The organism is Roseovarius sp. AK1035, from assembly GCF_003288315.1.
Lineage (GTDB): Bacteria > Pseudomonadota > Alphaproteobacteria > Rhodobacterales > Rhodobacteraceae > Roseovarius > Roseovarius mucosus_A.
The window spans coordinates 2,532,322-2,558,058 of sequence record NZ_CP030099.1 but is presented as its reverse complement, the minus strand read 5'-3'; the positions used below and the strand labels follow the sequence as shown (position 1 = coordinate 2,558,058).

Sequence of the window (25,737 nt, the reverse complement as noted above, 5' to 3'; positions counted from 1 at the left end):
CCCCGTTCCGGCTTAATTCGATGTCAGGCTTATAACAGCAAGCGGGCTAGGTTCAATCTCGGGTCGCACCCCAAGCAAAGGTGCCACGCGACGGATGATTTCCGCAGCCACCGGCACGGCTGTCCAGCCCGCCGTGCGGCGTGCCTCACTGCCAGAGGTCTCGACCGGTTCATCCAGCGTGACCACCAGAACATATTTCGGATCATGGGCCGGAAAGATGCTGGCAAAGGTCGAGATGACCTTGTCCTTGTGATACCCGCCGCCGCGTTCCTTGGGTTTATCGGCGGTGCCCGTCTTGCCGCCCACGGCATAGCCCGGCACTTCGCCAAGGCTTGCCGTGCCTTCGGACACGACTTGCCGCAGCATTCTGCGCATGGCGGCTGAGGTGGCCTCGGTGATGATCCGCTCGCCCGGCGCGCGGGTGGGATCGCGCAAGAGCGTGGGCGTTACCAGCCGTCCACCATTGGCAATCGTGGCATACCCCGCCGCCAGATGCATCGGGCTGATCGAAAGGCCATGGCCATAGGAAATCGTCATGGTCGACAGGTCCGACCAGTTCTTGGGCAAAAGGGGCGTGCTGCCAGAGGCTTCGGCAATTTCAAGATGCACGGGCGCGATGAAGCCCAATTGGTCTAGAAATTCGCGCTGGCGTTTGGCCCCGATTTCCAACGCAATGCGCGCAGTGCCGACGTTTGAGGATTTGACGATCACCTTGGTCGCGCTGAGTTCCGGGCCGTAATTCTTGAAATCGCGAATGCGGAATTTACCCCATTGCATCGGGCTTTTGGTGTTGATCATGGTCTCGGGGTTGATCAGGCCCAGATCAAGCGCCTGCGCCACCGGAAACACCTTTAAGGTGCTGCCCAACTCGTAAACGCCCTGCACCGCACGGTTAAAGAGCGGGCTATCGCTTGGGCTGCCAGAGGTTGGCAATGCGGGGCGGTCGTTGGGATCAAAATCGGGGAGCGAGGCCACGGCCACCACTTCACCGCTATGGGCATCCATCAGGATACCTGCCGCCCCCTTGGCATTCATGATCTTCATGCCGCCGAAAAGCACCCGCTCCATCGCCGCTTGAACGCTGAGATCCAGCGACAGGCGCAGGGGTTCATGTGCCTGCGCCGGATCGCGCAACCGCGCATCCTGATGCCGTTCGATGCCCGCCACGCCGACCAGTTCGGCGGCATGCACCCCCTCGCGGCCAAAGCTGGTGCCGCCCAGCACATGCGCGGCCAGCCGTCCGTTGGGGTAAAGCCGCATTTCGCGCGGGCCAAAGAGCAAGCCCGGCTCGCCGATGTCATGCACCGCCTGTTTCTGTTCGGGGCTGAGTTTTTTCTTGATCCACAGGAACTTGCGCGGGCCAGTGAAATCTTTGATCAGGCGCGCGCGGTCGAGATCGGGAAAGATTTCGACCAGCTTGTCGGCGGCCTGTTCCGGGTCGATCATCTGCTGGGGTTGCGCATAGAGACTGTGGGTGTCGAAATTCGTGGCAAGTATGCGCCCCTCGCGATCCACGATATCGGCGCGCTGCGCAAAGATCTGCGCGCCCGCGACGCTGGTCGTCGGCTCGGACGGTTCGGTGCCCGCCAGCACGCCCATGCGCCCACCGACAACCCCGAAGGCCAAGATAAACACGCCCGCCAGCACCAGAAGCCGCCCCTCGGCGCGGCGACGGGCGCGGTCGCGCATTTCCTCGTGACGCAGGCGAAGGTTCTCACGTTCGATGGCATCGGGGTTTTCGCCCCGGTTGCGGGCCTCGAGGATACGCGCGAGCGGGCGCAGCGGCGTGCGGATCATGGAAACTGCTCCGTGTTCGAAACATCAACAGGGTTGGTGATCGGCAATTCGGCGGGCTTGGGGAACGAGACCTGATCCACGCGGCCAAATTGATAAGGTTGCAGGGGCAAGAGACCCAGCTTGTCGTAGTTCAATTCCACCAGATCCATCAGCCGGTCAGGGCGGTTGAGATAGGCCCATTCGGCATTGAGCACGCGCAGACGCGCACGCGCCTCGCCAATCGCATTTTGCAGCGCCTGCGCATTGGCCTGCGCCTCTTGAGTGCGATAATTTTCGCGATAGGCCCAAAAGGCCAGACCGATGACGGAAAGCGCGGTCAAAACATAAAGAATGCTGCGCATCATTTCGCTCCCTTCAACATGGGGACACCCAAAGCGGCGCGCTCGCTCTGCCCTGCAGGGGCATCGGTGCGCGTGGCAACACGCAGCCGGGCAGACCGGGCGCGTGGATTTACGGCCAATTCCTCGTCATCGGGGCCGATGGCCTTGCGCGATTTGAGGGTGAATTGCGGTTCTTCGCGTGTGATTTCAGGGGCGTGGCGGCTGCCGGTGCCACCCCCGCCCGAGCGCGCCGTCAGAAAGCGTTTGACGATCCGATCCTCGATCGAATGAAAGGTCACGACCGCCAGTTGACCGCCCTCTTTGAGCGCGCGTTCCGCCGCCTCCAGCCCTGCGATAAGCGCGCCGTATTCGTCATTCACCGCGATGCGGATCGCCTGAAAGCTGCGGGTGGCGGCATGCGCCTGCCCCGGCTTGGAGCGCGGCAAGCACCGCTCGATAAGGCCCGCCAGATGCAGGGTGGTTTCAATCGGGGCCTCTGTACGCGCCTTGACGATGGCGCGGGCGATCCGCCTGCTCGCGCGTTCCTCGCCATAAAGATAGAGGATATCGGCCAGATCGGATTCTTCGGCGGTATTCACCAGATCGGCGGCACTTGGCCCCTCTTGGCTCATGCGCATGTCCAGGGGGCCGTCCTTCATAAAGGAAAACCCACGCTCGGCCAGATCAAGCTGCATCGAGGACACGCCCAGATCGAGAACGACGCCGTCAAGATCCGTGGCATAGTCATCCATCTGTGCGAAATTGCCCAGCACAAGGCGCAGCCGGTCGCCATACTCTGCCCCCCAGCCCTGCGCCATGTCATGCGCCAGCGGGTCGCGATCTACGCCGATGACCTGATCGGCACCGGCATCAAGCAGGGCGCGGGCATAGCCCCCTGCCCCCAGCGTGCCATCAAGCCAAACCCCCTGAACCGGCGCCACGGCGGCAATCAGCGGGCGCAAGAGAACGGGGATATGCGGGGCGTTGGATTTTGGGGCGGCGGCAGCGGCCATGGATCAAACCCCGTCCGGATTGTCGAGCAGGATCAACGGATCAAAGTCATCGGGGAATTCATCCAACCATTCCTCGGTCTTGGACAGTTCCTCGGCCTCATAGGTCTCGGGCTTCCAGATCTGAAAGGTATCCCCGGCGGCGATAAAAAACGCCTCGTCCTCAAGCTCGATCTTCTTGCGCAGCTTGGCAGGCAGCACCAGACGCCCGGTCTCATCCACCGCGGTGGGAAAGCTCTGGCCGTGAAACAGGCGCTGCAAATGTTTGCGCGCATTCGAGCCGCGCGGCAGGGCGGCGATCTTGGCATCCACCTCTTGCATCGCCTCGATGGTATAGCATTCGAGATAGCGGCGGCGGTGGTCGCCATAAACGATGATGAGTTCCGGGTTAAGCCCGTCGGTCCAGCTCGGATCTGAGGCCTCGATCACACGGCGAAACAGGGCCGGGATTGATACCCTGCCCTTTCCATCCACCTTGTGGAGGCTCTCGCCTCTAAAAATCCGGCCCACTGTCCCGTTGGTCCCTATATCTGCCCCAGATTGAAAACGTACCCCTGAGACACGAAACGGCGGGTTGATCTGCTGCCACTGATCAACCCGCCGCCCTCGTCCCGCTTGAGCGGGGTGTCCGACTGCGCGCGCCACCTGGGGGGATGTCTGCTCGCTCGCGCGCCGGATCTCTTTGTTCGATGAAAGCGGGTGCCTGTATGAAACCTGACTTGGGAGTTTTTCGGGGTCTTGGCGCCCCTCTGTGATCCCGTCCTCATCGTGTATTCTTGATACACTGGGAAATTGTCCCATAGCAACGATTTTTTACGGGATAAGCACAGGATATTGTTGTGGCAGGCCCGTGAAAACAACATTCTGTAGCAAAATTCGCAAAAAATTTACCTTATCTTGTGTGGTACTCAATCTTGATCACAAAATATACGGAAACTTGGGGCGATTAAAATATCCCGTGATTTCCCTGACTATCCCGACACTTTGGATGGAATCCATCGTCCTTTCCCACAGAAACCCCGCATATCAGCTGTGAATCACCCATAACTCTTGCCCAAATATCGAAAGTGATTCGCGAAATCACGTGGAAAAGACCTGATTCCTCAAATCTGTCCCATACATTCCCATCAAACTGCAAACGCGGACAGCCAGAACGACAGAACCCCGCCACTTGGGCGAGGTTCTGCTTGGGTTTCGTCAGGCAAGAGGGGCGCGCGCGCCGGTCAGTTCACAAGGCGGCGCAGCATCGGCAAGCGCGAGAGCACCAGCCCATCGAGTGCCAACACGGTGATGAGCGTTAGCCCCGCCATCGGAAACGCCAGCGAGACCGCTATCCCCACCAGCACCGCACCTTGCCACATCGGCATGTCGCGGGGCAGCGGCGGTGCGGCCAGACGCCCGCCCGCCCCGGCAGGGCGACGCTTCCACCACATCACCACGGAGCTGACGCAGAGAAACAGCACCGCGAGGCAGAAGACGGTATTGGCCAGCACGCTCCAAAGGCCCATCGTGCCCATGTGCAGCGCGATCCCCACCGCCATCGCCTTGCCCGCCAGCGAGTAATCCTCATACCGCACATCGGCGAGGATATTGCCGGTGTATTGATCGACATGCACTGTGCGGTCGGTGGTCGGGTCGGTGTCATCGGTATTCATGGAGTCGCGGTTGATGGTCCAGACGCCTGCCTCGCCCTTGGGCAGGTTGAGCTGATAGCGGGCGTCAAAGCCGATGTCGCGTGCGAGCGCGTCGAGCGTGTCAATCGTCACCGGCGTCCCGGCCTCTGTATCGACGCCTGCGTGACCGGCATGGCTACCAGAGGCGGGCATCGGCGTGAGTTCAAGCGCCCAAGGCACCTCTTTGCGGTCGTGGTTCATGCTGGCGTGGATATCATCCGAGAGGGGCACGTTATCCCATTTTTCGGCTGGAAACTGGCTCCAGGCCTGCACCAACTTTTCGCCCCAGATCCCCGCCCACGCAAGACCAGAGACAAGAAAGAACGCGAGCACGATGGAAATCCAAAAGCCCAGCACGCCATGCAGTGACCGCCAGAGCGCGCGGCCCCGGCCAAAGGTCGGGACAAGGGCCGTTCGCCAGCCTGCCCCGCGCGGCCACCACATGTAGAGACCGGTGGCAATCAGCACCATGCCGAGAGAGGCCGCAATTTCCAGCATCCGATCGCCGGTCACGCCCAGCATCAGGTTGCTGTGGATACCATCGGCGAAATCATACCAACCCGAGCGGCGGGGGAAAATCTCGAGCACCGCCGCCGTATAGGGATCAACAACGACCATGTTGGCCTCATCGCCAAGATCGACGCGGAAGATCGCGGCAAGATCATCCCGGCGAGGGGCCACATATTGCTTGAGCGTGCCACCGGGAATGGCGGCCAGCGCGCTCTCAGCCTGTTGCGAGACGGCGAGTGCCATCTCTTGCGGCACCACCGGCGTGCGTTCGCCGTCGCGCCCGTCGATCCACGAAATCCACAGCATCAGCATGCCGGTGACGGCAAGGATACAGAAGAAGGGGATGACAAACAGGCCCGCGTAGAAATGCCAGCGCCAGGCGGCAAAGTAGAATTTATTGACCCCGGTGCGCGTCTGCGCAGGGGCATAGGTTGGATCAATCGACGTCATGAACGACTCCATTGGGACAGCCCCCATGGTGGGGGTGAATTTCAAAAGCTGTTGGATTTGAAATTCAAACGCGCGGCGGCGCGCGTCCCTGTTGCAACCGATATGCAATGGATTGCGCAAGTATCTCAGATGCGCCCGGAACAAGGGGGGAGATGCGCGGCACCTGCCACGTCCGGACAGTCTCCGGCAGCGCCAGAACGAGCACGCTATCAACCAGACGACAAGCCTCACAGCCAGGGGCAGCCCGATGGTCGGAATGTCCGGGGGCGGTGTCGTGGGCGGTGTGATCCTCGCACAGATCCTGCGCCGTCCCTCCAGCCGCGATGAAGGCAAGATACGAGGGATCGAGCGTGCGGGTGTCGACAGGGCGATGTGCAAAACTTACCCCGGCCAATGCCAAGCTAACGGCAAAGACCACGATCAGTTTTGAGAGCAGGGTTAGTGGGGCACGCATCACCCGCAGGACATTGCCACAGGTCAGAGAGCCGCACCAGCCACGAATGCCTTGGGATGCAGATCCGGAAGGCCCCCCAACTCAAGACGCATCTGTGCGGCGGGCAGGCTGACATCGGGCGAGAGGCTCAGAAAGACCTCGCCCAGCGTGTCAAAACCCGTGGCCCTGCAAAAAGGCACGGCATTGAGCGGGCACAGGCAGTGCATCTGCTGCACCCCTGTCTGCTCTGCCATCGCAAGAAGATGCCCCATGAGCGCGCGGCCTAGTCCCTGCCTATGCCATTCTGGCGCAATGGCCAGATGCCGCAGATGCGCCTGACCCGGCGGACAGGTCCGGCCAAAGGGGCTGATATCGCTCCAGCCCGCAATGCCCAGCACCTCATCCCCTGCCTCGGCCAGAACATAGCGGCCACCAAAAAGCAGCGATGGCACCGGGCGTGTCAGATGAGGAAGGGCGGCGCGGACCAGCGTCTCGGGATAGGTGCCCGACATGTGGCGGGCATAGGCCGCGCGCATCAGATCGGAAATCGCTGCATGGTCGGCAGGAAAGACGGGGCGGATCAGAATCTCGGACATCGGCAAACCCTTTTGGGTAAAATTGCCGGCCACCGGAGCGCCCAAAAGGAAAAAGCCGCGCTCGGGTTGGCGCGGCTTTGGCTGTCTGGTCTGGAAGGGGGATCTTACTTGATCTTGCCTTCCTTGTACTCGACATGCTTGCGCACCACGGGATCGTACTTTCGTACGGTCATCTTTTCGGTCATGGTGCGTGCGTTTTTCTTGGTCACGTAGAAATGGCCCGTGCCCGCGGTCGAGTTCAGACGGATCTTGATGGTCGTCGGCTTTGCCATTTTTTGTCTCCTGCGCCGGGCAGTCAAACCGCCCGTGAATCTCTTATGAAGCCTGCCTTTTAGCGACGCCCGCAGCCGAGTCAACCGCGATTGTCATGAAAGTCGGCGATTTCGTTGCGCCGTGCCTCAGTTCGAGGACAGGCGCGTTGGCTGGCGGTAGAAATAATGCACGCCAATCGAGGCCGTGCGCGGAAACTGCCGGGCCCAGCGGGGGTTGACGTTGCGGGTGTGGTAATGCGTGGCCCCACTGGTCAGGCTGCGCGGTGCGCCATCGACCATGGCGCGGGCCACCTTGCCCACTTGGCGAAACGCGTCGCCCTCGGCGATCACGTCGGCATGGCCATCACAGGTATAGGTGAATTGGCACTGATATTTGCGGCCCGTGCCCTGATGGATCACGCCACAAACGGAATCGGGATAATTGGGATCATCGACGCGGTTCAGGATCACTTCGGCCACTGCGAATTGTCCCTTGACGCTTTCGCCGCGCGCCTCGAAGTAAAGCGCCTCTGCCAGACAGCGCCACTCGGGGCCACCTTGGGCCGGGGCTTGCTGATCGAGCCAGGTGCTTGAATAGCTAATCTCGGTCTCGGGGCTGCTGAGGTAGCGCGCCATCCGGTCGCCTGAGATCGCGCGCAACGCGCGCATTTCTTGTTCCATCAATCGGGTCACAGGGGCGTCGGCCATGACCGGGCCTGCCAGCACTGCGATTGCCGCAGCGAGTGCAATCCGTCTCATTCTCGTCTCCAGGCGGGTGGACGTATGGTCCACGGCATGTGCGCCCCTTAGCCAAAATCGGCACAGGCGTCCACCTGAGGGACCGGCGGGTTCCCGCCGATGGCATTTTCTATCGCAAATTATGGCTCGACTTTGTCTTATCTTGCGCAAACAGGCACGGAAACTACCGCATCTTGTCGCGCACCGTCAGCTGTGCGGCAGCGAGTCGCGCCACCGGAACACGGAACGGCGAGCAGGAGACATAGGTAAATCCGGCATCGCGGCAAAAGGCGATTGATTCGGGATTGCCGCCATGTTCACCACAAATTGACAGGCTGATGTCGGGATTTGCCGCGCGCCCACGCTCGGCCCCTATTTTCAGCAACTCGCCCACACCATCGACATCGAGCATGTGGAACGGGTCTTCGGGGTAGACGCCCTGCTTGACATATTCCGACATGAAGCGGCCCGCGTCATCCCGCGAGAGGCCATAGGTCATCTGTGTCAGGTCATTGGTGCCAAAGCTGAGAAAGGACACCAGCGGCGCGAACTCGCCCGCGCGCAGGCAAGCGCGGGGTGTCTCGACCATCACGCCCAGACGATACGTGAAATCGCGCCCGGTCTCGTTGCGCACGGCAGCGGCCACGGCATCGACGCGTGTCTTGACCAACTCGACCTCGCGCTTGGCACTGACCAGCGGGATCATGATCTCGGGCACAACGGGCGCGCCTTCGCGGCTGGCCTCAAGCGTGGCCTCGAAAATGGCGCGCGCCTGCATGTCATAGATTTCGGGCACCGTGATGCCAAGCCGCACACCGCGCATACCCAGCATGGGGTTATATTCGCTCAGCGCCTCGACCCGACGGGTGACATCCGAGAGCGGAAGATCCAGCGCCTCGGCCAGTTGCAGATGCCCCGCGCGGTCGGTGGGCAGGAATTCGTGCAGCGGTGGATCAAAGAGGCGGATACAAACCGGCAGCCCCTGCATGATCCGAAAGAGATCGGCCAGATCGGCACGCTGCATCGGCAAGAGCCGTTCCAGCACGGCGGCACGGTCGGTGCTGCCATCGGCAAAGATCATCTCGCGCATCACCGTCAGACGCTCGGTATCAAAGAACATATGTTCGGTGCGGCACAGCCCAATGCCGCGCGCGTCGAACTTGCGCGCCACCTCTGCATCCGCGGGGGTATCGGCATTGGCGCGCACAGCAATGTCGCGCACGTCATCCGCCCAGCTCATCAGGGTCTGAAAGGCGTCGTCGCGTGCCACTTCAAGAAGCGGCGTCTCGCCCGCAAGCACCAGACCGCCGGTGCCATCCACGGTGATCACATCACCGGCCTTGACCACGCGGCCATCGGGCATGGTCAGTTGCTTGCGCCGGGTCTGAAAATGAATTTCCGAGGCCCCGACCACGCAGGGCAGGCCAATGCCGCGCCCGATCACCGCCGCGTGGCTGGTCATGCCGCCCCGCTCGGTCAGAACCGCCACGGCGGCATGCATGCCGCGAATATCCTCGGGGCTGGTTTCGCGGCGCACAAGGATACAGGCCTCGCCGCGCGAATGGCCAGCCTGCGCCTCGGCGGCGGAAAAAACCACGCGGCCCGTGGCAGCACCGGGGCTGGCGGCGATACCTCGCGCCAGCACATCACGCGGGGCGTTGGGATCAACCTGTCGGTGCAGCAATTCATTAAGCGCGCGCGGCTCGACCCGCATCAAGGCCTCGTCCCGGCTGATGATGTCATCCTCGGCAAGCCCTACGGCAATGGCCACCGCCGCGCGGCCGTTGCGCGGCACGCGCAGCCCGTCCAAAATCCAGACCTTGCCATTCTCGATGGTGAATTCGGCCTGCATTTCCTCGCGCAGGCGGGCGCGCATCAGCTCGGCATAGGCGCGGATTTCGGCAAAGGCATCGGGGGCCAGATCCTCGAGCGAGGGGCCGCGCGGATCCCGGGTGAGATAGATCGCATCCGCACCGCTGCTGAGCGCATCGCGCCCCTGGCTTTGGCTGAGGTAGCGGCCAATGATCTGCCGCGCGCCGGTCTGGCCATTGACCAGTTGCATCACGCCAGAGCCGCATTCCCCCTGCCCCAACCCCAGCGCCAATTCCTGCACCACAAGGCCAAGGCCCGCATCGGCGGGCGCGCCTTTGGCCTGTCGCAAGAGCCGCGCCGTCGTCCCCTCCCAGGCGCGCGCCATAGAGCGCAGCACCTCGGTCAATTGCTTGCCGGGATCTTGGGGGAATTCTTCTTCGGCTTCGGATTCATAGGCCTTGAGCGCTTGGCTCAGCCCCAGCACCGGATCGGGCGAGACATCCTCGAACACATCCGGATCAAGCCGGGCCACATGGATGGCATAGGCCTGCACAAACCGCAGATAGATATGCGAGGCCGCCTCTTTGCCGATGCGCTCCGCAAGTTCGACAAAGCGTGTATCATTGATGCCGATGTTGAGCACAGCCCCCGGCCCGCCCCAATCAGGGTCTTCGGACGAGGGGCGCACACACAGGAGCGGGGCCGCGCCGAACGGGGCCAGAAACCGCGCCATATCCGGCAATTCCCCCGCCGCGATGCGATGCACCGCCTCAAACGACAGGGCCACGGTGCGCGGCACCGGCAGATCAAGCCGCACAAGGCGTTGCAGACATTTCGCACGCCCCCCATGGGTATGGGTATGCATCGGGGCTGTGGGGGTGATGAGGGTGATATGGCTGTCGTCTTGCTGCACTGCGGCACCTTTCCTTTGACCGCACCATACGCGCGTTGCAGCACAAGGCAAGGGAAAGGATCACGGGTTTGGGATCGGTCCGGCTTGGTTAGAAAACCCCGCCCGGGGCTTGAACCGGGGCCGCGCCAATCAGACACAGAGGCCCCGGGTCAAGCCCGGGGTGGGTGAAATCAGCCCTCGATCCGACCAAGGTCTGCCGCTTGCAGGCAGATATTGCGGATGCTGCTTAGCAGGTTGAGGCGGTTGCGGCGGATGACCTGGCTTTCGGCATTGACCTGCACGGCGGTAAAGAAAGCGTCGATGGGCGCGCGCAGCGCCGCCATGGCCCCCATCGCGCGCGCGAAATCCTCGGCTTTGAGGGCGTTGGCAATGGCGGGCTCTGCGGTGGCGAGGGCAGCAAAGAGCGCCTTTTCCTCGTCGGTTTCCGCGAATTTCACATCCGCGCCATAGGAATATTCCACCCCATCCTTTTCCTCGGCTTGGGTGAGGATGTTGTTGGCGCGTTTGAAGCCCTGCAGCAGGTTCTCACCATCGTCGGTTTTGAGGAAGTCACTGAGGGCGCGGGCGCGTTGGACCAAAAGCGTGAGATCGTCATTGCCCGGCATGGCAAGGCACGCGTCAATCACGTCATGGCGGATGCCTTCCTCACGCAGATGGACCTTGAGACGGTCGTGCAGGAAGGAGAGGAGGTCGTTAACGCGATTTCCTTTTCCAAATCCAAGCAACGTTTGTTTGCAGTATCGATTGTAGGGGTCCATCGAAGCTTCAGCGATCAGCTTGCCGAAATCTCGTAACCTCCAATAGTTAGAACGCAAGCGATTGGGTTGCCCCAAATCAAGGTGTCCAAGATAAGCGCATTCAATTGGCGAAAATTCACCCGCTTCGATCAAATCGCTATCGGTGTTATCAATGCCAACAGAGAGCCTGACTCTGAGTTTGTTAGCAATAATGATCCGAATTATTCCAAGCGCTGCACGCCTAAGCGCAAAGGGATCCTTCGAGCCGGTGGGTTCATCCGGAACTGCCCAGAACCCCGTCAGCGTGTCGATCTTGTCCGCCAGCGCCACTGCCACCGATACCGGCGCGCTTGGCACGGCGTCGCCCGGCCCCAGCGGCGAATAATGCTCTTGGCAGGCGGCCGCCACCTCGGGGGCCAGCCCCGCCTCCGCCGCGTAATAGCGCCCCATCAGCCCCTGTAATTCGGGGAATTCGCCCACCATGGCCGATTGCAGATCGGCCTTGGCCACGCGTGCCGCCTGTTCCGCCAGATCGGCATCGGCGCCCACATGCGGCGCAATCTCGCGCGCCAGCGCGGCGATACGGGCGATGCGGTCGGCCTGTGATCCCAGCTTGTTGTGGAAAGTGACATGCGCGAGCCCTGCGCCCATCCCCTCCAACCCCTCGGCTTGCAAGGTGCGCAGGTCGTTTTCCCAAAAGAATTTGGCATCCGACAGACGCGCCGCCAGCACCTTTTGATTGCCCGCCAGAATGGTCACGCCCTGATCGGCGGTCTCGACATTGGCGACGGTGACAAAGCGCTCGATCCGGCCTGTCTTGGGGTTTTTCACCGAAAAGAACTTTTGATGTTCGCGCATGCTGGTTTGCAGCACCTCGGGCGGCAGGCCCAAAAAGGCGTCGTCAATCCGCCCCATCAGCACCACGGGCCATTCCACCAGCCCCGCCACCTCGGCCAAAAGGCTAGGGTCCTCGACCAGTTCCAGCCCCGATGCAAAGGCCTGATTGCTGGCCTCTTGCCAGATATGCGCGGCCCGCTCTTCGGCCTCGAGGATGACATGCGCGCGGCGCAGCTTGGTGCGGTAATCGTCAAAAGAGGACACGGCAAAGCGCCCTGCCGCCATGAAGCGATGGCCCTCGGTCGTGTTGCCCGCGCGGATGCCGTCGACGTCAAGATCAACGACCGTCACCTCGCCCGCCTCATCGGTCAGGATACAGAGGATGGAATGCAGCGGGCGCACCCAACGCAACGATCCAGCCCCCCAACGCATCGACTTGGGCCAAGGGAAATTGCGGATGATCTTATCGAGTTCCTCGGCCACAATTTCGGCCGCCGCGCGTCCGGGCTTGGTGATCGTGGCGAAATAGACCTGGCCTTTTTTCTCGTCGCGGATTTCCAGATCGTCGCGCGTCAGCCCCGCGCCGCGCAAGAAGCCCTCAATCGCCTGTTCGGGCGCATCGACGCGCGGGCCTTTACGTTCTTCGCGGGTGGTCGGGCTTTGGCCGCTGAGCCCCTGCACCGTCAGCGCCAGCCGCCGGGGCGTGGAAAATGCCGCCGCCCCCGCATAGGTCAGCCCTGCCTCAACCAGCGCCTCGGTCAGGCGCGCGCGCAGGTCATCCGCCGCCTTGGACTGCATGCGCGCCGGGATTTCCTCGGAGAAGAGTTCGATCAAGAGGTCAGGCATGGCTTAGTATCCTTGGGGCGGTTCGGGGCAATCATCGGGCGCTGGCTGTCCGTCAAACACCACCTCGCCGCAGCGGTTGATCTGGTGCCAGGCATAGCCGCGCCCGTCCTCGGTGATGGCCACCACGCGGTCGACGCCGTAAATCACATCGCGCTGACCCAGAAACGCCAACGCGCGCCCCTCTTCCAGCGCAAGGCCGATGGCCTGCGCATCGTAGCAGTCGAACCAGTCGGGCGCGGTCAGCGGCTCTGCCCGCTCATATAGCTCATAGGTCTCGGTCAGCATGGCATGGCTCATGGCGGTGGTGAAACAGGCGCGATAGCGGATCGGGCTGCTGTTGGCGTCAATGGCGGTGAAGTTGTCGTAGAGCACCGGTTCAGGCGCGCCCGTGACCAGCGAGGTCAAGAGCACATCATTCGTGCCATCCGCCGCCACCTCTTCGTAGAAGTGATAGACTTGCAGATAATACATGGCCGCACCGGCCACCAATGCCGAAATCAAGATCGCCCCCGCCAATATCTTGCCCATTATGCCACCTGCCCCCCTGCCTCTGTCTGCACGAAGGCATCGGCGCATTGTTTCGCCAGCGCCCGCACCCGGCCGATATAGGCCTGCCGTTCTGTCACTGAGATTACCCCGCGCGCGTCAAGCAGGTTGAAAAGATGCGACGCCTTGATGCATTGATCATAGGCGGGATGCGCCATGATGATGCGTTTGCCGGTCTTTGGGTCCACGGCCTCTTGCGCGAGGGTGGCCTGACATTCGGCCTCGGCCTCTTCAAAGTGGCGCAAGAGCACCTCCGTGTTGGCCACATCGAAATTCCAGCGGCTGTATTCTTCCTCGGTCTGGCGAAAGACATCGCCATAGTTCAAGGGAATTGGCGCGGCGGGATCGTTGAAGGGCATGTCCATCACATGATCAATGCCCAGCACATACATCGCCAAACGTTCCAGACCATAGGTCAACTCGCCCGAAACCGGCGCGCAGTCATGCCCGCCGACCTGTTGGAAATAGGTGAATTGCGACACTTCCATGCCGTCGCACCACACCTCCCATCCCAGACCCCAAGCGCCCAAGGTGGGGCTTTCCCAGTCATCCTCGACAAAGCGGATATCATGCAGGCCCATGTCGATGCCGATGGCACGCAGGCTGCCAAGATAGAGGTCTTGCATATCGGGCGGGCTGGGTTTGATCAGCACCTGATACTGGTAATAATGCTGGAGGCGGTTGGGGTTTTCGCCATAGCGGCCATCGGTGGGGCGGCGCGAGGGCTGCACATAGGCCGCAGCCCAGGGTTTTGATCCCAAAGAACGCAGCGTGGTGGCGGGGTGAAAGGTGCCGGCCCCCACCTCCATGTCATAGGGCTGCATCATGGCACAACCTTGTGCGGCCCAATAGCTCTGCAATCTCAGGATGATTTCCTGAAAGCTGCGCGGTTTGCCGGTCGTGTCGCTCATGCCTGACCCCAATGCTGCCCCTGATTTGCCGCCCCTACCTAGGCCGGGTGCGGGGCAGGGTCAATCGGGCGTTTGGCCCCCAACGCCCCCGCACAAACCCCGAAGTTTTCGAGTGCATCGCCCGGCAATTTTGATAAAACGCCAAAAAGGTCGCAACGACCGTTATCAAGACAGAATTTAGGGAAACTTATGGCGCGTATCTTACTGGGGTTCATTTTTGCGGTTTTCATGGCGCTGCCTGCGGCGCGTGCGCAAGAGGAGCCGGTTGTCTGGGTCCAGGTCGAAGCGCAGCCCAGCCTGAACGCGGCACAGGACGCCGCGCGCCGCTATGCCGCGACTTTGGCGGATGTGAACGGATTTGCCTTGGGGCGCGGCTGGTATGCCATCGCCCTTGGACCCTACCGGCGCGAAGAGGCGGAGCGTGTGCTTCAGGTCTACCGCGCCGAGGGGGTGATCGCGCGTGACAGCTACATCGCTGAAAGCAGCGATTATCAACAACAATTCTGGCCCATCGGGGCCAATCTGCTGGAGGGTCCCGCCGCCCCGGCCATTGCGGCCCCCGATAGCCCCCCCGTTGTGGCGGCAGACCCGGCCCCCGCGCCCATCCCCGAGCCCGCCGACGAGACCCTGCGCGAGGCGCGCGAAAGCGAGAGCCTGCTTGACCGCGACGCGCGCGCCGCCTTGCAAGAGGCGATGACATGGGCCGGGGTCTATGACGGGGCTATCGACGCGGCCTTTGGCCAAGGCACCCGTGCCGCCATGGCGCGGTGGCAGGCGCAAAACGGCTTTGAGGCAACCGGCGTGTTGACCACCCGGCAGCGGGCAGAGTTGTTTCGTCAATTCAACGCGGTGTTTGACGGGCTTGGCCTAGAGGTGGTGCGCGATAATGCCACCGGCATCGCCATGGAATTGCCCACCGCCGTGCTGGGCTTTGACCGCTACGAGCCGCCTTTCGCGCATTTCAACGCCACCGGCGATATCGACGCGCGGCTTCTATTGATCAGCCAATCGGGCGACCGTGCCACGCTGGCGGGGCTGTATGACATCATGCAAACGCTGGAAATCGTACCCGAGAGTGGGCCGCGCAGCCTTGATGGTGATCGTTTCACGCTGATCGGCGAAGGGGCGTTGCAGATCTCGCATACTCAGGTCTGGTTGCGCGACGGTGCGATCAAGGGCTTTACGCTGATCTGGCCCGCCGGTGACGAGGCAAGGCGCAGCCGACTTTTGGGGCGGATGCAGGACAGTTTCGAATGGCTGCCCGGCACGCTTGATCCCGCCGAGGGCAGCGGGGCACAGGATATTGACCTGATTTCAGGGTTGGAAATCCGCAAGCCCAAGCAGGCGCGGTCGGGTTTTTACGTGGATGCCAGCGGCGCCGTGCTGACCACCGCCGAGGCCGTGGCGAACTGTGGGCGGATCACGATTGACGAAGCCTATGAGGCCGATGTGGTGCTGAGCGATGCGGATCTTGGCGTGGCGATCCTGCGCCCGCGTCAGCCGCTTGCACCGGTGCGGGTTGCAGCCTTTCAAGAGGTGACGCCCCGCTTGCTGAGCGATGTGGCGGTTTCTGGCTATTCTTATGGCGGTCTTTTGGGTGCCCCCACAGTTACCTTTGGCCAATTGGCCGAGTTGCAGGGGCTGAATGGCGAGGCGCATCTCAAACGGCTGGCCCTGAGCGCGCTTGAGGGGGATGCGGGCGGTCCGGTGCTTGATACCGGCGGTGCGGTGTTGGGCATGTTGCTGGCACGGGCGCAAGATGGCCGCACCCTGCCCGACGAGGTCAGCTTTGCCGCCACCAATGGCGCGCTGCAAGCGGTGCTGACGCAGGGGGGCATCACCCCGCGCGTGACCTCGGATCAAGACCGCATCCCGGCCGAGGCGCTGACGGACCGCGCTGGTGAGATGACCGTTTTGGTCAGTTGCTGGGACTAGACGAAACCTGAGGCGGGGCCGCATCGCCCCGCCCTATTCCCCCTTGATCTGCACGGAAAAGCTGCGCTGCGCGCCCGCCGGAGGCGCGGGAAAAGGTGCTGCGCGCTCGACCACAGTCAGCGCGGCCCGGTCAAGCCGGGTCGACCCGGACGATCGCGCGACGCGGACCGATGCCAGACGCCCCCCCTCAGAAATCGAGAACTGCACCAGCGCCACACCCCGCGTATCAGCGCGGGGGCGTGGCACACGCGCGAGATGGCGCATGACCTGACCGGGATAGTTGCTCGTGGCGGCGGTGCCGGGCGTCTTGCTTTGGTGATCTTTGGGGCGTCCTTCGGTGGCGGCGGTGGCGGTCTCATGGCCGGTCATGCTGCCGCGTGTGGCGGTTTGGTCGGCATTGCTGCCGGACGTCGCCCGCGCCGCGGTCTTGCGGTCTGGCTTTGGCGCGGCACGGGGCGTGGCCGTGGCGGTGAGTTGGGTGGGCCGCGCCTTGGGCCGCTTGGATATCTCAAGGCCAGTTTCAGCCTTAGGACGGGCGACACTGGGCTGTGACGCGGGCGCGGGGGCTGGATCCTTCGTGGCTGGGGTGGCCGGTGTGGCGGCTGTCACCGCCGGTGCTGATGGAACCACCGGCATTTGGAGGGCCTCACTGGCCTTGGCCACCGCATGAACCTTTTGAGGACGAACCGCCTGAGCCTCGGTGCCATCGGGCTTGGTCGGGCGCAGAACCTCTGCCGCCGTCACACTCGGGGTGACGGGGGTGTCGGACACTGGCTGTGCCGCGCCGGCAACCAGATCCGCAAAGCTTGACCCCAACAAGACCTCAGACGCCCCGGCCCCCCCCTCGATCTCTGGCCCTGCCGGGCGGTGCGAAACCCAGAACCCCGCCCCATGCAGGCCAAGCGCCGTGACCGCACAAACCGACAGCACAAAGCGCGACCCCCGGATCATGGCAGCCCCCGTTCGGTGATCATCACCACCCGCCCTGCCCCCGCCCGGCGCAGCGCCTCGCCCAATCGCAGAAGATCCGTGGCGGGCAGCGCGGCATCGGGCACAAGGCGCAGCGTGGCGCGGGCCGTTTCGGGCAAGGTTGCGACATGGCTGGCGGCATCCGACACCGGCGCGCCGCGATAGGTCAGCCGCCCATCGGCGTGAACCACCAGCGCATCAGGTGGCGCGGTGCCCTCCAAATCGGCGGTGCGCACCAGCCGCAGATCTTGCGCAAGCGGCGGGGCAAGCGTGGCGGCGGCCATGAAGAAAATCAGCATCAGGAAAATGATGTTGATCAGGGCAATCGTGGGTTCGCGGCGGGTGCGGTCGGTTTTCATGACGGCACCAAAACCTGTACCGAGAGGCCGGGGATGGCGCGCAGGGCCACCAGCAGGTCGGTCAGCCGCTGTGCCGTGACATCAGCGCTGGCGCTGACCAAAACCTGCGTCTCGTCTGACATCAGAGGGCGCAGCGCCTCGGCCAGAGCGGCAAGTGGCACGGCGCGCGCATTCACGCTCAGATCCGTGGTCCGCAGCTGCAGAAAGATCGGTCGCGCCTCGGAGGGCGCTTGCCCCTGCCCCGCCGTGGCCAGATCCACCTCTGAGAATTGTGAAAAGGTCGAGGATAGCATGAAGAAAAGTAGCAGCAGAAAAATCACGTCGATAAGCGAGGTGAGCGACAGTTTGCGGCGCTGGAACCCGGACTTACGCACATGCGGGCACCGCCCGGCCCTCTGGTATCGCTTGTCGCGCCTCCTGCCCATCTGGGCCCAGAACCATGCTGAGCGCATGATCGGCGAGCGCACGTTCCTCGGCCATGCGCGATTCGAACCACGACAGCACGACCGAGGCGGGCATCGCCACGGCAAGCCCCGCCGCTGTGGTCAAAAGCGCCACCCAAATCCCCCCTGCGAGGAGCGACGGATCAACCTGCGCCCCTGCCGATTGCAGCGCCTGAAACGCCTCGATCATGCCCAGAACCGTGCCGAAAAGCCCCAGCAGCGGGGCCACCTGTGCCACGGTATCGAGAAAGCGAAAGCCGCGTTCGAGCCGGGCAAAGCGGGCTTCGGCCTCGGCCATCAACCGCCGTGTGGCGACGGTATCGCGCGGGTCTACGGCAAAAGCGCGGGCAATGACCGGGGCCAGATAGCTGCGCGACGTGGCAAGCCTGCGATGTGCGGCGGCGGTCTCGCCGTGATCCCAATCGGTCACTGCGGCACGCAGCGCGTGATGCCGCCCCACCCCCGAGGCGCGAAATTGCCAGAGTTTGTAAAGAATGACCGCAAGCGTGCCGACAGAAAGCACGGCGATCATCGCGATCACCGGCCCGCCCATGGCAATCAGCCCGTTCAGCCTGTCGATCATGGCTGCTATCCCGCTCATCCTGTCACCTCGATGTCGGTCTCGCTCGCAAGGTGCAGCGCGCCGAGGCAGACCTCCGGGGCAAGCCCCGCGCCTTCGCAGGTGCCAATCCCGTTGATCAGCACCCCCCCGATGGCGTCGCAGCCCTGCCCCGCCAGATCGAACTGGCGCACGCGCGGGCGCCCCTCGGGCAGCGCGCCGAAATCAAAAAGCGTGAGCGTTGCCACCTGCCCCGTCGCATCAAAGAGCACTGCTTCGGCCTTGAGGCTGTCGAGCGCGGCACCCAGATCGTTTTGCAGCACGAAACTCAGGCGACAGCCGCCTGTCTCGGTGGTGTGCAAGCTGTTGAGCGTGAGGGTAAGCGCCGAGGCGGCAGCGGTCTCATCCGCTTGGGCCATAGTCGCCGCGCCCAAGAACGCCAGGGCACAACAAAACGCAGGGCGGTGGAATGCCAGCATGAAAAGCTCCTTTCCCCGATCATCAGACGGGGCTGGAAACCGCATGGCTGGCGCGGGGCTGGCACGGGGTGAGAGATGGCCCGCGCCGGTAGAGCGCAGGAATTGACCCGGTTTTGACTGAGTTGACTGAAAGAGTCAAGTTTGTCGTGACGCCGGTCTTTGCGTCACGGTTTGGCGGGCGTCACCGCTTGCGGCCCTGCCCCGGTTGAGACGGAAGCTGCGGGCTGAGTAGTGTTTGCCTCTTCCTGCCGCCCAGCCCCGACACCTGCCGATTGGAGCGATTGCAAAGCCCGGTGCCGGGCCTGACAGGTATCGCACTCCTGTGGCGACGAGACGACGGGTGCCTCTTGCGCGCCAAGGCTAAAGGCCGCGCAGATCAGAACCACAAGCAGCGCGCCTGCCCTCATGCGGGCACCGGGGAGGACGCAAGGTAGCGCTCAAGCGGCGCGTAGGACTGCGGCGCGCCTGCGTTTTCCAGCGCGAGATAGTCGAGCGCGGCCACCTCATGTTCGGTCAAGAACCGCAGACGGGTTTGATCCGCCTCTGGCCCCATCGCCTCGAGCGCCTCGAACGCTGCGAGATAGGCAGGATAGGTGCGGTTCATCTCGTCCAGAAGCCCCGCCCAAGTGCCTGGCGCGCGGCGCGCCTGTTCATGGCCGCTCAGCGTTAGGCTCTCGACCGACCGGGGGGTTAGATCATAATGCGCGATGAGTGGGGCGACGCCTTGGGCGGCGTGGCGTTCAACCTCGGCCAAAAGCCTCAGGCGCTTGTGCTGCGCAGGCTCGGGAAAGCGGCGGGCGAGCGCGTCAAAATAGGCTTCGCCCTCAATCTCCTCTTCGTAATAGAGCAAGAGCTTGGCAAGATAGGCGTGATCCGGTTCGGTCATATCGGCTGTTCTCCTGTCGTCTAGGCGGCCCCACCGGGCGCGCCCACGTCGATTCGGTCGTGTTTTAGCGGCAGGTCGGGATCGACCGGCGCGTCCAGTTCCTGTGCGTAGCGATGCCCGGCATGGACCGCCGCCGCGATAATCGCCGGCGCCTCGCAATCGCCGATGCGTGTAAGGGTAAAGGGCAGCGGACCGGCCATGGCACATAGGTCGTGATACAGCCCATCCTCGGGTCGCCGCGCGCTGACCATCACGAGATGAGAGGCGGCAACGGTCAACTCCGCCCCGCCATAGGCGCAGGGCAAAACCACCGCACGCCCGTCAAACCCCGCAATCTCGCGCGCCGGTTCAAACCTGACGCCAAGGCCCTGCAAATGGCGGCGCACCCGCCAGCGTTCTGCGGTATTGCCTGCCCAGCGCGACAGGCTGTCATCGGGCGTGGCAAGTGTCACCTCAAGCCCCGCCATGCGCAGACGCTCGGCCAGAACACCCCCCATGTAATAGCCGTCGCCATCATAGACCACGGTCGGCCCATCCGGCAGTCGGCCCGCCATGATATCATCGGGGGTCAGGATATGCGCCTCTGCCGCGCCTTCGGCCACGGACTGAAAGACCTCGCCGTCGAACACATCCTTGCGCCACTGCGCGCCGGTGGCGATGGCCACGTGATCCGCGCCCACATCCAGCACATCCTGCGCCGTCAGGCGGCTTTCGCGGAAAATCTCGACATTGGGCATGTCGCGCAAGGCTTGCTCGCGGTAGTCGCGCACGCGGATATATTCACGCAGCCCCGGCAAGCCAGCCTCGCGCAGAACGCGCCCGCCCAGATCACGCGTGGCCTCGGCCAATGTCACGCGATAGCCACGTGCGCCCAAGGCGCGCGCCGCCTCAAGCCCCGCTGGTCCGGCGCCGACGATCAGCACATGGGCGACACTGCCCTGCGGTGCGATACGTTCAGGATGCCAGCCGCGCCGCCATTCCTCGCCCATGGTCGGGTTTTGCGTGCAGCGTATGGGCACGCCCAGACTGTCGCCAGAATAGCAGATATTGCAGCCGATACATTCGCGGATCGCTGACAACCGCCCCTCCTCGATCTTGCGCGGCAAAAAGGGATCGGCAATCGAGGGACGGGCCGCGCCGATGAAATCCACGATGCCGCGCCTGACCTGGGCCGCCATCGTATCGGGCGAGGTGAAGCGGCCCACGGTCACGACGGGCTTGGTCGTGACCGATTTCACCCATGTCATATAGGGTTCCAGCGCGCCCTCCTTGACGAAGCGCGAGACGCCCATTTCCAGCGAATAATCCGCGATGTTGATATCCCAGAGATCAGGTAATTCGGCCAGCATCGCGAACATGTCGCGCCGCTCGCCCCAGACCGGATGCCCGTCGCTGCCCCCCTCTTCATCCGCCGAGAACCGCACCGCCACGGCACAGCGGTCGCCAACCGCATCCTTGGTGTCCGCGATCAACTCGCGCACCAGACGCACCCGGTTTTCAAGGCTGCCGCCATATTCATCGCCCCGCGTGTTGATGCGCGGGTTGAGGAAGTTTGAGATCAGATAGCCATGCGTGGCATAGACATAGACGATGTCAAACCCTGCATCGCGGGCGCGCAGCGCGGCGCGTTTATGCCAGTGGCGAAACTGCCGGATATCGGATTTGTCCATGGCGCGGGTCTGATAGGGGTGTCCCGCAAGATTGGGCACCGACCCCAGATCCATCGGCGGCAGCCGTGTCATCATGTTGGGCGTGCGCGCCCCGCCATACCAGAGCTCTGCCCCAGCCAGCGATCCATGGGCATGCACCGCCTCGGTCATCAGGGTATGGGCGCGCACATCGCTCATGTCCCAGAGCGAGGCGGACGGATGCGGCAGGTCATCCGATGTGGGGTGAATGGAGTTATACTCGGTGCAGACCACGCCCCAGCCGCCCTCGGCCTTGACGCCCCGCATGGCCGCAAGCGTGCGCGGGCGCATCCAGCCCATGCCGGTGCAATGCGGCACCTGATAGAACCGGTTGGGGGCTGTCACAGGACCGATGCGTACCGGCTCGAACAGGATGTCATGGCTTGGGTCCCGGCTCATTCGCAACGCTCTGTTCTGGTTGATTGATCGGCTGTCTCATCCTGCGGCATGTCGAAATGCCGGGGAAAGGCCATGGCCAGATAGGCCTGCACCTTGGCGCGGGCCGCATCGCGATCAAAAGTGTCGGGATACATGAGGATATTGAGCCAGAGCCCATCGTAGAGCCCCTCCAGCGTGTGCGCGATGGTATCGGCTGACGGGCCGGAATACCCGCCCTCGCGCGCGATATCGCGGCAGAGGCGTTTCGACAGGTCAAAGCGTTCGTTATCAAGGGCATCCACCAGCGCGCGATAGACCGTACGCCGCCCCCCTTCGCCAAAATAGGCATACCAGACCGCCAGCTTTCTTTGCGTGCAAATCTTTGGATCGAAATGCGAGTCGACAATCGCCATCAGCTTGTCGCGCGCGCTCAGCCCCGCATCGCCGTAGGCACGACGCCAATGGTCATGGTGTTCGCGCGCCAGAAACTTAAGGGTTTCTTCCAGCAGGTTCTGCTTGCTCTGGAAATGAAAATTCACAAGGCCAAGCGACAGGCCGGCAATTTCCGTGACGGTAGACATGGTGGTGCCCGCGATGCCGTATTGCGCGATGGAATCTATGGTGGCCTCGATCAATTGCCTGCGCCGGACCTGCTTGGGCTCGGTGCGGCGGGGCTTGCCGGTGTCGCGGGTGGGGGATGGTGCGATCTGCTGCATTCTGTTTCCGGGTCGCCGCCGTGGCGTGACGCGCCCCTCTCCTTTGATTAGTCGGTATCGAGAATGACAATGGCCTCTGGTGACCACGAGAGCCAGAGCGCCTGACCCTCGGGCAGATCATCGGCCCCCATCCGTCGATCGGTGTTCGGAGCAGAGACCGCGACCGGCTCTGCCTTGCCGGGAATGCTCAGGTAATACTGGCTGCGCTCCCCCATATAGGCCGCCGTGCGCAAGCGCCCCTCAACCGCCAGCCCCGCCTCGGGCCGCGTTGGCGAGAGGCTGAATTTCTCGGGCCTGAGGCCGATATGCAGAGGCGCGCCGTCAGGTTTGGTAAGCTGCGCCGTGGCCATGGGGATGGTGCCCAGCCCCTCGGCCTCGATCGCGGCCATGGCAGAGCCATTGCGCCGCACCGTGCCGTGAAAGAAATTCATATTGCCGATAAAACTTGCGACGGCGCGCGTTCTTGGTGCCTCGTAGAGGCCCGCAGGCGTGTCGACCTGCAACACCTTGCCCCCGGACATGACCGCGATCCGATCCGACAGGGTCAGCGCCTCTTCCTGATCATGGGTGACAAACACAAAGGTGATGCCGACCTGTCGTTGCAGCGCGCGCAACTCAAGCTGCATCTGCTCGCGCAATTGTTTGTCGAGCGCCCCCAAAGGTTCGTCGAGCAACAGCACCTTGGGTCGCAGGATCAAGGCGCGCGCCAAGGCGATGCGTTGGCGCTGACCGCCCGACAACTCATTGGCCTTGCGGCTGCCATAGCCCGGCAGCTTGATCAGATCGAGCATTTCCTCGACCATTTCGGCACGGCGGGCAGCGGTCAGCTTTTGTTTGCGCAGACCGTAAGCGATATTGTCACGCACGTTGAGATGCGGGAAAATCGCATAGCTCTGAAACACCATATTGACCGGGCGATGATGCGGCGGCACGTCCGACATCGGTTGATCGTCAATGAAAATCTCGCCATTCGAGGTGGATTCGAACCCCGCCAGCATCCGCAAAAGCGTGGTCTTGCCACAGCCCGAGGCCCCAAGCAGGGAAAAGAACTCGCCCTGCGCGATGTCCATCGACACCTCTTCGATGGCGGTAAAGGCCCCAAAGCGCTTGCTGACATTGCGGATAGAAATGAAACGGTCCGAGGGGGTCATCGTTGGGCGGCCTTCACTCTTGATCCTCCAGCCCCTTGCGCCCGATCCATTGGGCGACAAAGACAAGGGCGAAAGACACGAACAGGATCAGCGCGGCCATTGCCAGCACCGAAGGAAATTCCTTGGGAAAGCGCAGTTGCCCCCAGATATACATCGGCAACGTCGGATCGGTGCCGGTCAGAAAAAACGCCATGATGAATTCGTCAAACGAGATCGTGAAGGTGAGCAGCAGGCTTGCCACGATACCCGGCAGGACCATCGGGAAGGTCACGCGCCAAAAGGTCCACCAGCCGTTTTCCCCCAGATCAGCCGAGGCCTCTTCCATCGACGGATCAAACCCCTCGAAGCGCGGCAAGAGCGTGGCAACGGCAAAGGGCAGGCAGATAATGAGATGCCCCAGACCCACCGTATAAAGCGAGAGCGGCACGCCCATCCGGCTGAGCAGCACCAGAAGCGCCACGCCGAAAATGATCCCCGGAATGACCAGCGGCATCATGATGAAGGTCACAAGCGCGCCCTTGCCCCGCATCCGCGTGCGGGTGATCGCGCGGGCCGCCATCACCCCCAGCACGGTCGAGATGACCGAAACCACCAGCCCCACTTTGACGCTGTTCCAAAGCGCATTCCACACCGGCTCGCGCGTCCAAAGCTCGCCGTACCATTGCAGGGTAAAGCCCTGAAGCGGGAAGCGGACATAGATCGAGTCGTTAAAGCTGAAGAGCGGGATGAACAGCACCGGCACATAGAGCACGATCAAAAACAGCACCGCGTAGAGTTGCAGCGCGCGGTTCGGGCGCTTGATATAGCTGCTCATGTGATGCGCCCCTGCACTTTGCGTGTGACAAGCAGAAACACCAGCGCCAGCGCCGCAATCCAGAACATCAGGACAATCGACAGGGTGGCCCCCATCGGCCAGTTGTTGACCGCGCCGAATTGCAACTGGATAAGATTGCCGATCATCGCCCCATCCGGCCCACCCAAAAGCGCGGGCGTGATGTAATCGCCAGTGGTCGGGATAAAGATCAGGAACGAGGCCGCGATCACCCCCGGCATCGACAAAGGCAGCGTCACGCGGAAAAATCGCGCCATCGGCCCGTCGCCCAGATCAGTCGCGGCTTCCAAAAGAGAGCGGTCGATCTTTTCCAGCGACACATAGAGCGGCAGAATCGCAAAGGCCGCCCAGGCATGGGCCAGCGTGATGATGACCGCCGTGGGGCTATAAAGCAGGAAACTGAGCGGTGCCTCGATGAGCCCCACCGACATCAGCCCCGAGTTTATGACACCTTCGTAGCCAAGGATCACCTTCCACGCGAAAACCCGCAGCAGATAGCTTGTCCAGAATGGCAGGGTCATCAGGATGATCCACAGCATCTTATTTCTGTGGACATGAAAGGCCACGAAATAGGCCATGGGATAGCAAAGGAGCACCGTAGCCACCGTGGCCAGGCCCGACATCCAGAACGACCGTAACATCAACGTGCCGTAAATCGGCTCATTCCAGCTTCGGATATAGTTGTTGAGCGTGAGCGTGGTGTCAAAGCCAAAGCCTTGCCGCGTCCAGAGGCTGATCACCAACAGAATGACAAAAGGCACCACGATGCCAAAGGTCATGATCGCGAGCGTGGGGCCCATCATCAGATAGCCACGCGCGCTTTCGCTGCGTTGGAACAGGCGCAGAATGCGCGACCCAGAGGCGCGAGGAGGCCTGTCCGCTGTCCGGCTTTTGGGCAAAGAGGTTTCGGCCATTCCTGCGCGCACTCCTCAGGGGCTGGATCAAGAGGCCCGCCCGCCGGG

At 62.7% G+C, this 25,737-nt stretch carries 26 protein-coding genes; 1 reads left to right on the top strand and 25 read right to left on the bottom strand.

Going from position 1 to position 25,737, the window contains the following annotated elements; all coding sequences use genetic code 11:
- Positions 1-12 precede the first annotated feature (12 nt).
- The 13 genes from RAK1035_RS12210 to RAK1035_RS12150 form a co-directional block, all read right to left on the bottom strand.
- Positions 13-1,797, bottom strand: coding sequence for a peptidoglycan D,D-transpeptidase FtsI family protein (locus tag RAK1035_RS12210; protein ID WP_008280306.1), 1,785 nt, complete (start codon positions 1,795-1,797; stop codon positions 13-15).
- Positions 1,794-2,138: a cell division protein FtsL gene (gene ftsL, locus RAK1035_RS12205; RefSeq protein ID WP_198133575.1), complete on the bottom strand. Its 345-nt coding sequence runs from the start codon at positions 2,136-2,138 to the stop codon at positions 1,794-1,796. The genes RAK1035_RS12210 and ftsL overlap by 4 nt, the downstream gene beginning before the upstream one ends.
- Positions 2,138-3,130: a 16S rRNA (cytosine(1402)-N(4))-methyltransferase RsmH gene (rsmH, locus tag RAK1035_RS12200; RefSeq protein ID WP_008280304.1), complete on the bottom strand. Its 993-nt coding sequence runs from the start codon at positions 3,128-3,130 to the stop codon at positions 2,138-2,140. Before rsmH ends, ftsL begins: the two co-directional genes overlap by 1 nt.
- Positions 3,131-3,133: 3 nt before the next feature.
- Entirely contained in the window at positions 3,134-3,637 is a 504-nt protein-coding gene (gene mraZ / locus RAK1035_RS12195) for a division/cell wall cluster transcriptional repressor MraZ (RefSeq protein ID WP_081508255.1), read from the bottom strand.
- A 713-nt stretch (positions 3,638-4,350) separates the two neighbouring features.
- Complete coding sequence (locus tag RAK1035_RS12190; RefSeq protein WP_037297392.1) at positions 4,351-5,760, bottom strand: PepSY-associated TM helix domain-containing protein; 1,410 nt, start codon at positions 5,758-5,760, stop codon at positions 4,351-4,353.
- Positions 5,761-5,824: 64 nt separating this feature from the next.
- Positions 5,825-6,214 (bottom strand): hypothetical protein, encoded by a 390-nt coding sequence (locus RAK1035_RS20245; RefSeq protein WP_008280301.1) that lies wholly within the window; start codon positions 6,212-6,214, stop codon positions 5,825-5,827.
- A 23-nt stretch (positions 6,215-6,237) separates the two neighbouring features.
- A complete protein-coding gene (locus RAK1035_RS12180) occupies positions 6,238-6,789 on the bottom strand; it encodes a GNAT family N-acetyltransferase (protein ID WP_037297248.1) in 552 nt (183 codons plus the stop codon).
- Positions 6,790-6,893: 104 nt separating this feature from the next.
- Positions 6,894-7,061, bottom strand: a complete 168-nt coding sequence (gene rpmG, locus RAK1035_RS12175; protein WP_007799108.1) for a 50S ribosomal protein L33 — start codon at positions 7,059-7,061, stop codon at positions 6,894-6,896.
- Between the two features lie 126 nt (positions 7,062-7,187).
- Complete coding sequence (locus tag RAK1035_RS12170) at positions 7,188-7,799, bottom strand: cell wall hydrolase (RefSeq protein WP_037297247.1); 612 nt, start codon at positions 7,797-7,799, stop codon at positions 7,188-7,190.
- Between the two features lie 163 nt (positions 7,800-7,962).
- Complete coding sequence (locus RAK1035_RS12165) at positions 7,963-10,455, bottom strand: putative PEP-binding protein (RefSeq protein ID WP_375554739.1); 2,493 nt, start codon at positions 10,453-10,455, stop codon at positions 7,963-7,965.
- A gap of 218 nt (positions 10,456-10,673) precedes the next feature.
- A complete protein-coding gene (gene glyS / locus RAK1035_RS12160; protein ID WP_008280297.1) occupies positions 10,674-12,923 on the bottom strand; it encodes a glycine--tRNA ligase subunit beta in 2,250 nt (749 codons plus the stop codon).
- Positions 12,924-12,926: 3 nt separating this feature from the next.
- On the bottom strand, positions 12,927-13,451 hold the full coding sequence (locus tag RAK1035_RS12155) for a DUF6446 family protein (protein WP_008280296.1): 525 nt from the start codon (positions 13,449-13,451) through the stop codon (positions 12,927-12,929).
- On the bottom strand, positions 13,451-14,380 hold the full coding sequence (locus RAK1035_RS12150) for a glycine--tRNA ligase subunit alpha (RefSeq protein WP_008280295.1): 930 nt from the start codon (positions 14,378-14,380) through the stop codon (positions 13,451-13,453). Before RAK1035_RS12150 ends, RAK1035_RS12155 begins: the two co-directional genes overlap by 1 nt.
- Positions 14,381-14,569: 189 nt before the next feature.
- Between RAK1035_RS12150 and RAK1035_RS12145 the strand changes: the two genes are divergently transcribed.
- Positions 14,570-16,315, top strand: coding sequence for a serine protease (locus RAK1035_RS12145; RefSeq protein ID WP_008280294.1), 1,746 nt, complete (start codon positions 14,570-14,572; stop codon positions 16,313-16,315).
- A gap of 33 nt (positions 16,316-16,348) precedes the next feature.
- On the opposite strand, the gene RAK1035_RS12140 is transcribed toward RAK1035_RS12145, so the two are convergent.
- The 12 genes from RAK1035_RS12140 to RAK1035_RS12090 form a co-directional block, all read right to left on the bottom strand.
- On the bottom strand, positions 16,349-17,266 hold the full coding sequence (locus tag RAK1035_RS12140) for an energy transducer TonB (protein ID WP_008280293.1): 918 nt from the start codon (positions 17,264-17,266) through the stop codon (positions 16,349-16,351).
- The gene (locus tag RAK1035_RS12135) at positions 17,263-17,643 is read right to left on the bottom strand and encodes an ExbD/TolR family protein (protein WP_008280292.1); all 381 of its coding nucleotides are present in this window, start codon (positions 17,641-17,643) and stop codon (positions 17,263-17,265) included. Before RAK1035_RS12135 ends, RAK1035_RS12140 begins: the two co-directional genes overlap by 4 nt.
- Entirely contained in the window at positions 17,640-18,017 is a 378-nt protein-coding gene (locus RAK1035_RS12130) for an ExbD/TolR family protein (RefSeq protein WP_008280291.1), read from the bottom strand. The genes RAK1035_RS12135 and RAK1035_RS12130 overlap by 4 nt, the downstream gene beginning before the upstream one ends.
- On the bottom strand, positions 18,010-18,687 hold the full coding sequence (locus RAK1035_RS12125; protein ID WP_112303084.1) for a MotA/TolQ/ExbB proton channel family protein: 678 nt from the start codon (positions 18,685-18,687) through the stop codon (positions 18,010-18,012). The genes RAK1035_RS12130 and RAK1035_RS12125 overlap by 8 nt, the downstream gene beginning before the upstream one ends.
- Positions 18,684-19,124 (bottom strand): hypothetical protein, encoded by a 441-nt coding sequence (locus tag RAK1035_RS12120; protein ID WP_008280289.1) that lies wholly within the window; start codon positions 19,122-19,124, stop codon positions 18,684-18,686. Before RAK1035_RS12120 ends, RAK1035_RS12125 begins: the two co-directional genes overlap by 4 nt.
- A 164-nt stretch (positions 19,125-19,288) precedes the next feature.
- Positions 19,289-19,531 (bottom strand): hypothetical protein, encoded by a 243-nt coding sequence (locus RAK1035_RS20240; protein WP_157132399.1) that lies wholly within the window; start codon positions 19,529-19,531, stop codon positions 19,289-19,291.
- Positions 19,528-20,010 carry a hypothetical protein gene (locus RAK1035_RS12115; RefSeq protein ID WP_008280288.1) on the bottom strand — a complete coding sequence of 161 codons (483 nt, stop codon included), beginning with the start codon at positions 20,008-20,010 and terminating at the stop codon, positions 19,528-19,530. The genes RAK1035_RS20240 and RAK1035_RS12115 overlap by 4 nt, the downstream gene beginning before the upstream one ends.
- 20 nt (positions 20,011-20,030) lie before the next feature.
- On the bottom strand, positions 20,031-22,097 hold the full coding sequence (locus RAK1035_RS12110) for an oxidoreductase (protein ID WP_008280287.1): 2,067 nt from the start codon (positions 22,095-22,097) through the stop codon (positions 20,031-20,033).
- On the bottom strand, positions 22,094-22,792 hold the full coding sequence (locus RAK1035_RS12105) for a TetR family transcriptional regulator C-terminal domain-containing protein (protein ID WP_008280286.1): 699 nt from the start codon (positions 22,790-22,792) through the stop codon (positions 22,094-22,096). The genes RAK1035_RS12110 and RAK1035_RS12105 overlap by 4 nt, the downstream gene beginning before the upstream one ends.
- A gap of 47 nt (positions 22,793-22,839) precedes the next feature.
- Complete coding sequence (locus tag RAK1035_RS12100; protein WP_008280285.1) at positions 22,840-23,943, bottom strand: ABC transporter ATP-binding protein; 1,104 nt, start codon at positions 23,941-23,943, stop codon at positions 22,840-22,842.
- Between the two features lie 13 nt (positions 23,944-23,956).
- Complete coding sequence (locus tag RAK1035_RS12095) at positions 23,957-24,757, bottom strand: ABC transporter permease (RefSeq protein WP_008280284.1); 801 nt, start codon at positions 24,755-24,757, stop codon at positions 23,957-23,959.
- A complete protein-coding gene (locus RAK1035_RS12090; protein WP_008280283.1) occupies positions 24,754-25,689 on the bottom strand; it encodes an ABC transporter permease in 936 nt (311 codons plus the stop codon). The genes RAK1035_RS12095 and RAK1035_RS12090 overlap by 4 nt, the downstream gene beginning before the upstream one ends.
- Positions 25,690-25,737 lie beyond the last annotated feature (48 nt).

Excerpts from the sequence above, each read along its gene's own strand:
- RAK1035_RS12210 (WP_008280306.1), bottom strand. The coding sequence starts at position 1,797 with ATGATCCGCACGCCGCTGCGCCCGCTCGCGCGTATCCTCGAGGCCCGC.
- ftsL (WP_198133575.1), bottom strand. The coding sequence starts at position 2,138 with ATGCGCAGCATTCTTTATGTTTTGACCGCGCTTTCCGTCATCGGTCTG.
- rsmH (WP_008280304.1), bottom strand. The coding sequence starts at position 3,130 with ATGGCCGCTGCCGCCGCCCCAAAATCCAACGCCCCGCATATCCCCGTT.
- RAK1035_RS12190 (WP_037297392.1), bottom strand. The coding sequence starts at position 5,760 with ATGACGTCGATTGATCCAACCTATGCCCCTGCGCAGACGCGCACCGGG.
- RAK1035_RS20245 (WP_008280301.1), bottom strand. The coding sequence starts at position 6,214 with ATGCGTGCCCCACTAACCCTGCTCTCAAAACTGATCGTGGTCTTTGCC.
- RAK1035_RS12180 (WP_037297248.1), bottom strand. The coding sequence starts at position 6,789 with ATGTCCGAGATTCTGATCCGCCCCGTCTTTCCTGCCGACCATGCAGCG.
- rpmG (WP_007799108.1), bottom strand. The coding sequence starts at position 7,061 with ATGGCAAAGCCGACGACCATCAAGATCCGTCTGAACTCGACCGCGGGC.
- RAK1035_RS12170 (WP_037297247.1), bottom strand. The coding sequence starts at position 7,799 with ATGAGACGGATTGCACTCGCTGCGGCAATCGCAGTGCTGGCAGGCCCG.
- RAK1035_RS12165 (WP_375554739.1), bottom strand. The coding sequence starts at position 10,455 with ATGCATACCCATACCCATGGGGGGCGTGCGAAATGTCTGCAACGCCTT.
- glyS (WP_008280297.1), bottom strand. The coding sequence starts at position 12,923 with ATGCCTGACCTCTTGATCGAACTCTTCTCCGAGGAAATCCCGGCGCGC.
- RAK1035_RS12155 (WP_008280296.1), bottom strand. The coding sequence starts at position 13,451 with ATGGGCAAGATATTGGCGGGGGCGATCTTGATTTCGGCATTGGTGGCC.
- RAK1035_RS12150 (WP_008280295.1), bottom strand. The coding sequence starts at position 14,380 with ATGAGCGACACGACCGGCAAACCGCGCAGCTTTCAGGAAATCATCCTG.
- RAK1035_RS12145 (WP_008280294.1), top strand. The coding sequence starts at position 14,570 with ATGGCGCGTATCTTACTGGGGTTCATTTTTGCGGTTTTCATGGCGCTG.
- RAK1035_RS12140 (WP_008280293.1), bottom strand. The coding sequence starts at position 17,266 with ATGATCCGGGGGTCGCGCTTTGTGCTGTCGGTTTGTGCGGTCACGGCG.
- RAK1035_RS12135 (WP_008280292.1), bottom strand. The coding sequence starts at position 17,643 with ATGAAAACCGACCGCACCCGCCGCGAACCCACGATTGCCCTGATCAAC.
- RAK1035_RS12125 (WP_112303084.1), bottom strand. The coding sequence starts at position 18,687 with ATGAGCGGGATAGCAGCCATGATCGACAGGCTGAACGGGCTGATTGCC.
- RAK1035_RS12120 (WP_008280289.1), bottom strand. The coding sequence starts at position 19,124 with ATGCTGGCATTCCACCGCCCTGCGTTTTGTTGTGCCCTGGCGTTCTTG.
- RAK1035_RS20240 (WP_157132399.1), bottom strand. The coding sequence starts at position 19,531 with ATGAGGGCAGGCGCGCTGCTTGTGGTTCTGATCTGCGCGGCCTTTAGC.
- RAK1035_RS12115 (WP_008280288.1), bottom strand. The coding sequence starts at position 20,010 with ATGACCGAACCGGATCACGCCTATCTTGCCAAGCTCTTGCTCTATTAC.
- RAK1035_RS12110 (WP_008280287.1), bottom strand. The coding sequence starts at position 22,097 with ATGAGCCGGGACCCAAGCCATGACATCCTGTTCGAGCCGGTACGCATC.
- RAK1035_RS12105 (WP_008280286.1), bottom strand. The coding sequence starts at position 22,792 with ATGCAGCAGATCGCACCATCCCCCACCCGCGACACCGGCAAGCCCCGC.
- RAK1035_RS12100 (WP_008280285.1), bottom strand. The coding sequence starts at position 23,943 with ATGACCCCCTCGGACCGTTTCATTTCTATCCGCAATGTCAGCAAGCGC.
- RAK1035_RS12095 (WP_008280284.1), bottom strand. The coding sequence starts at position 24,757 with ATGAGCAGCTATATCAAGCGCCCGAACCGCGCGCTGCAACTCTACGCG.
- RAK1035_RS12090 (WP_008280283.1), bottom strand. The coding sequence starts at position 25,689 with ATGGCCGAAACCTCTTTGCCCAAAAGCCGGACAGCGGACAGGCCTCCT.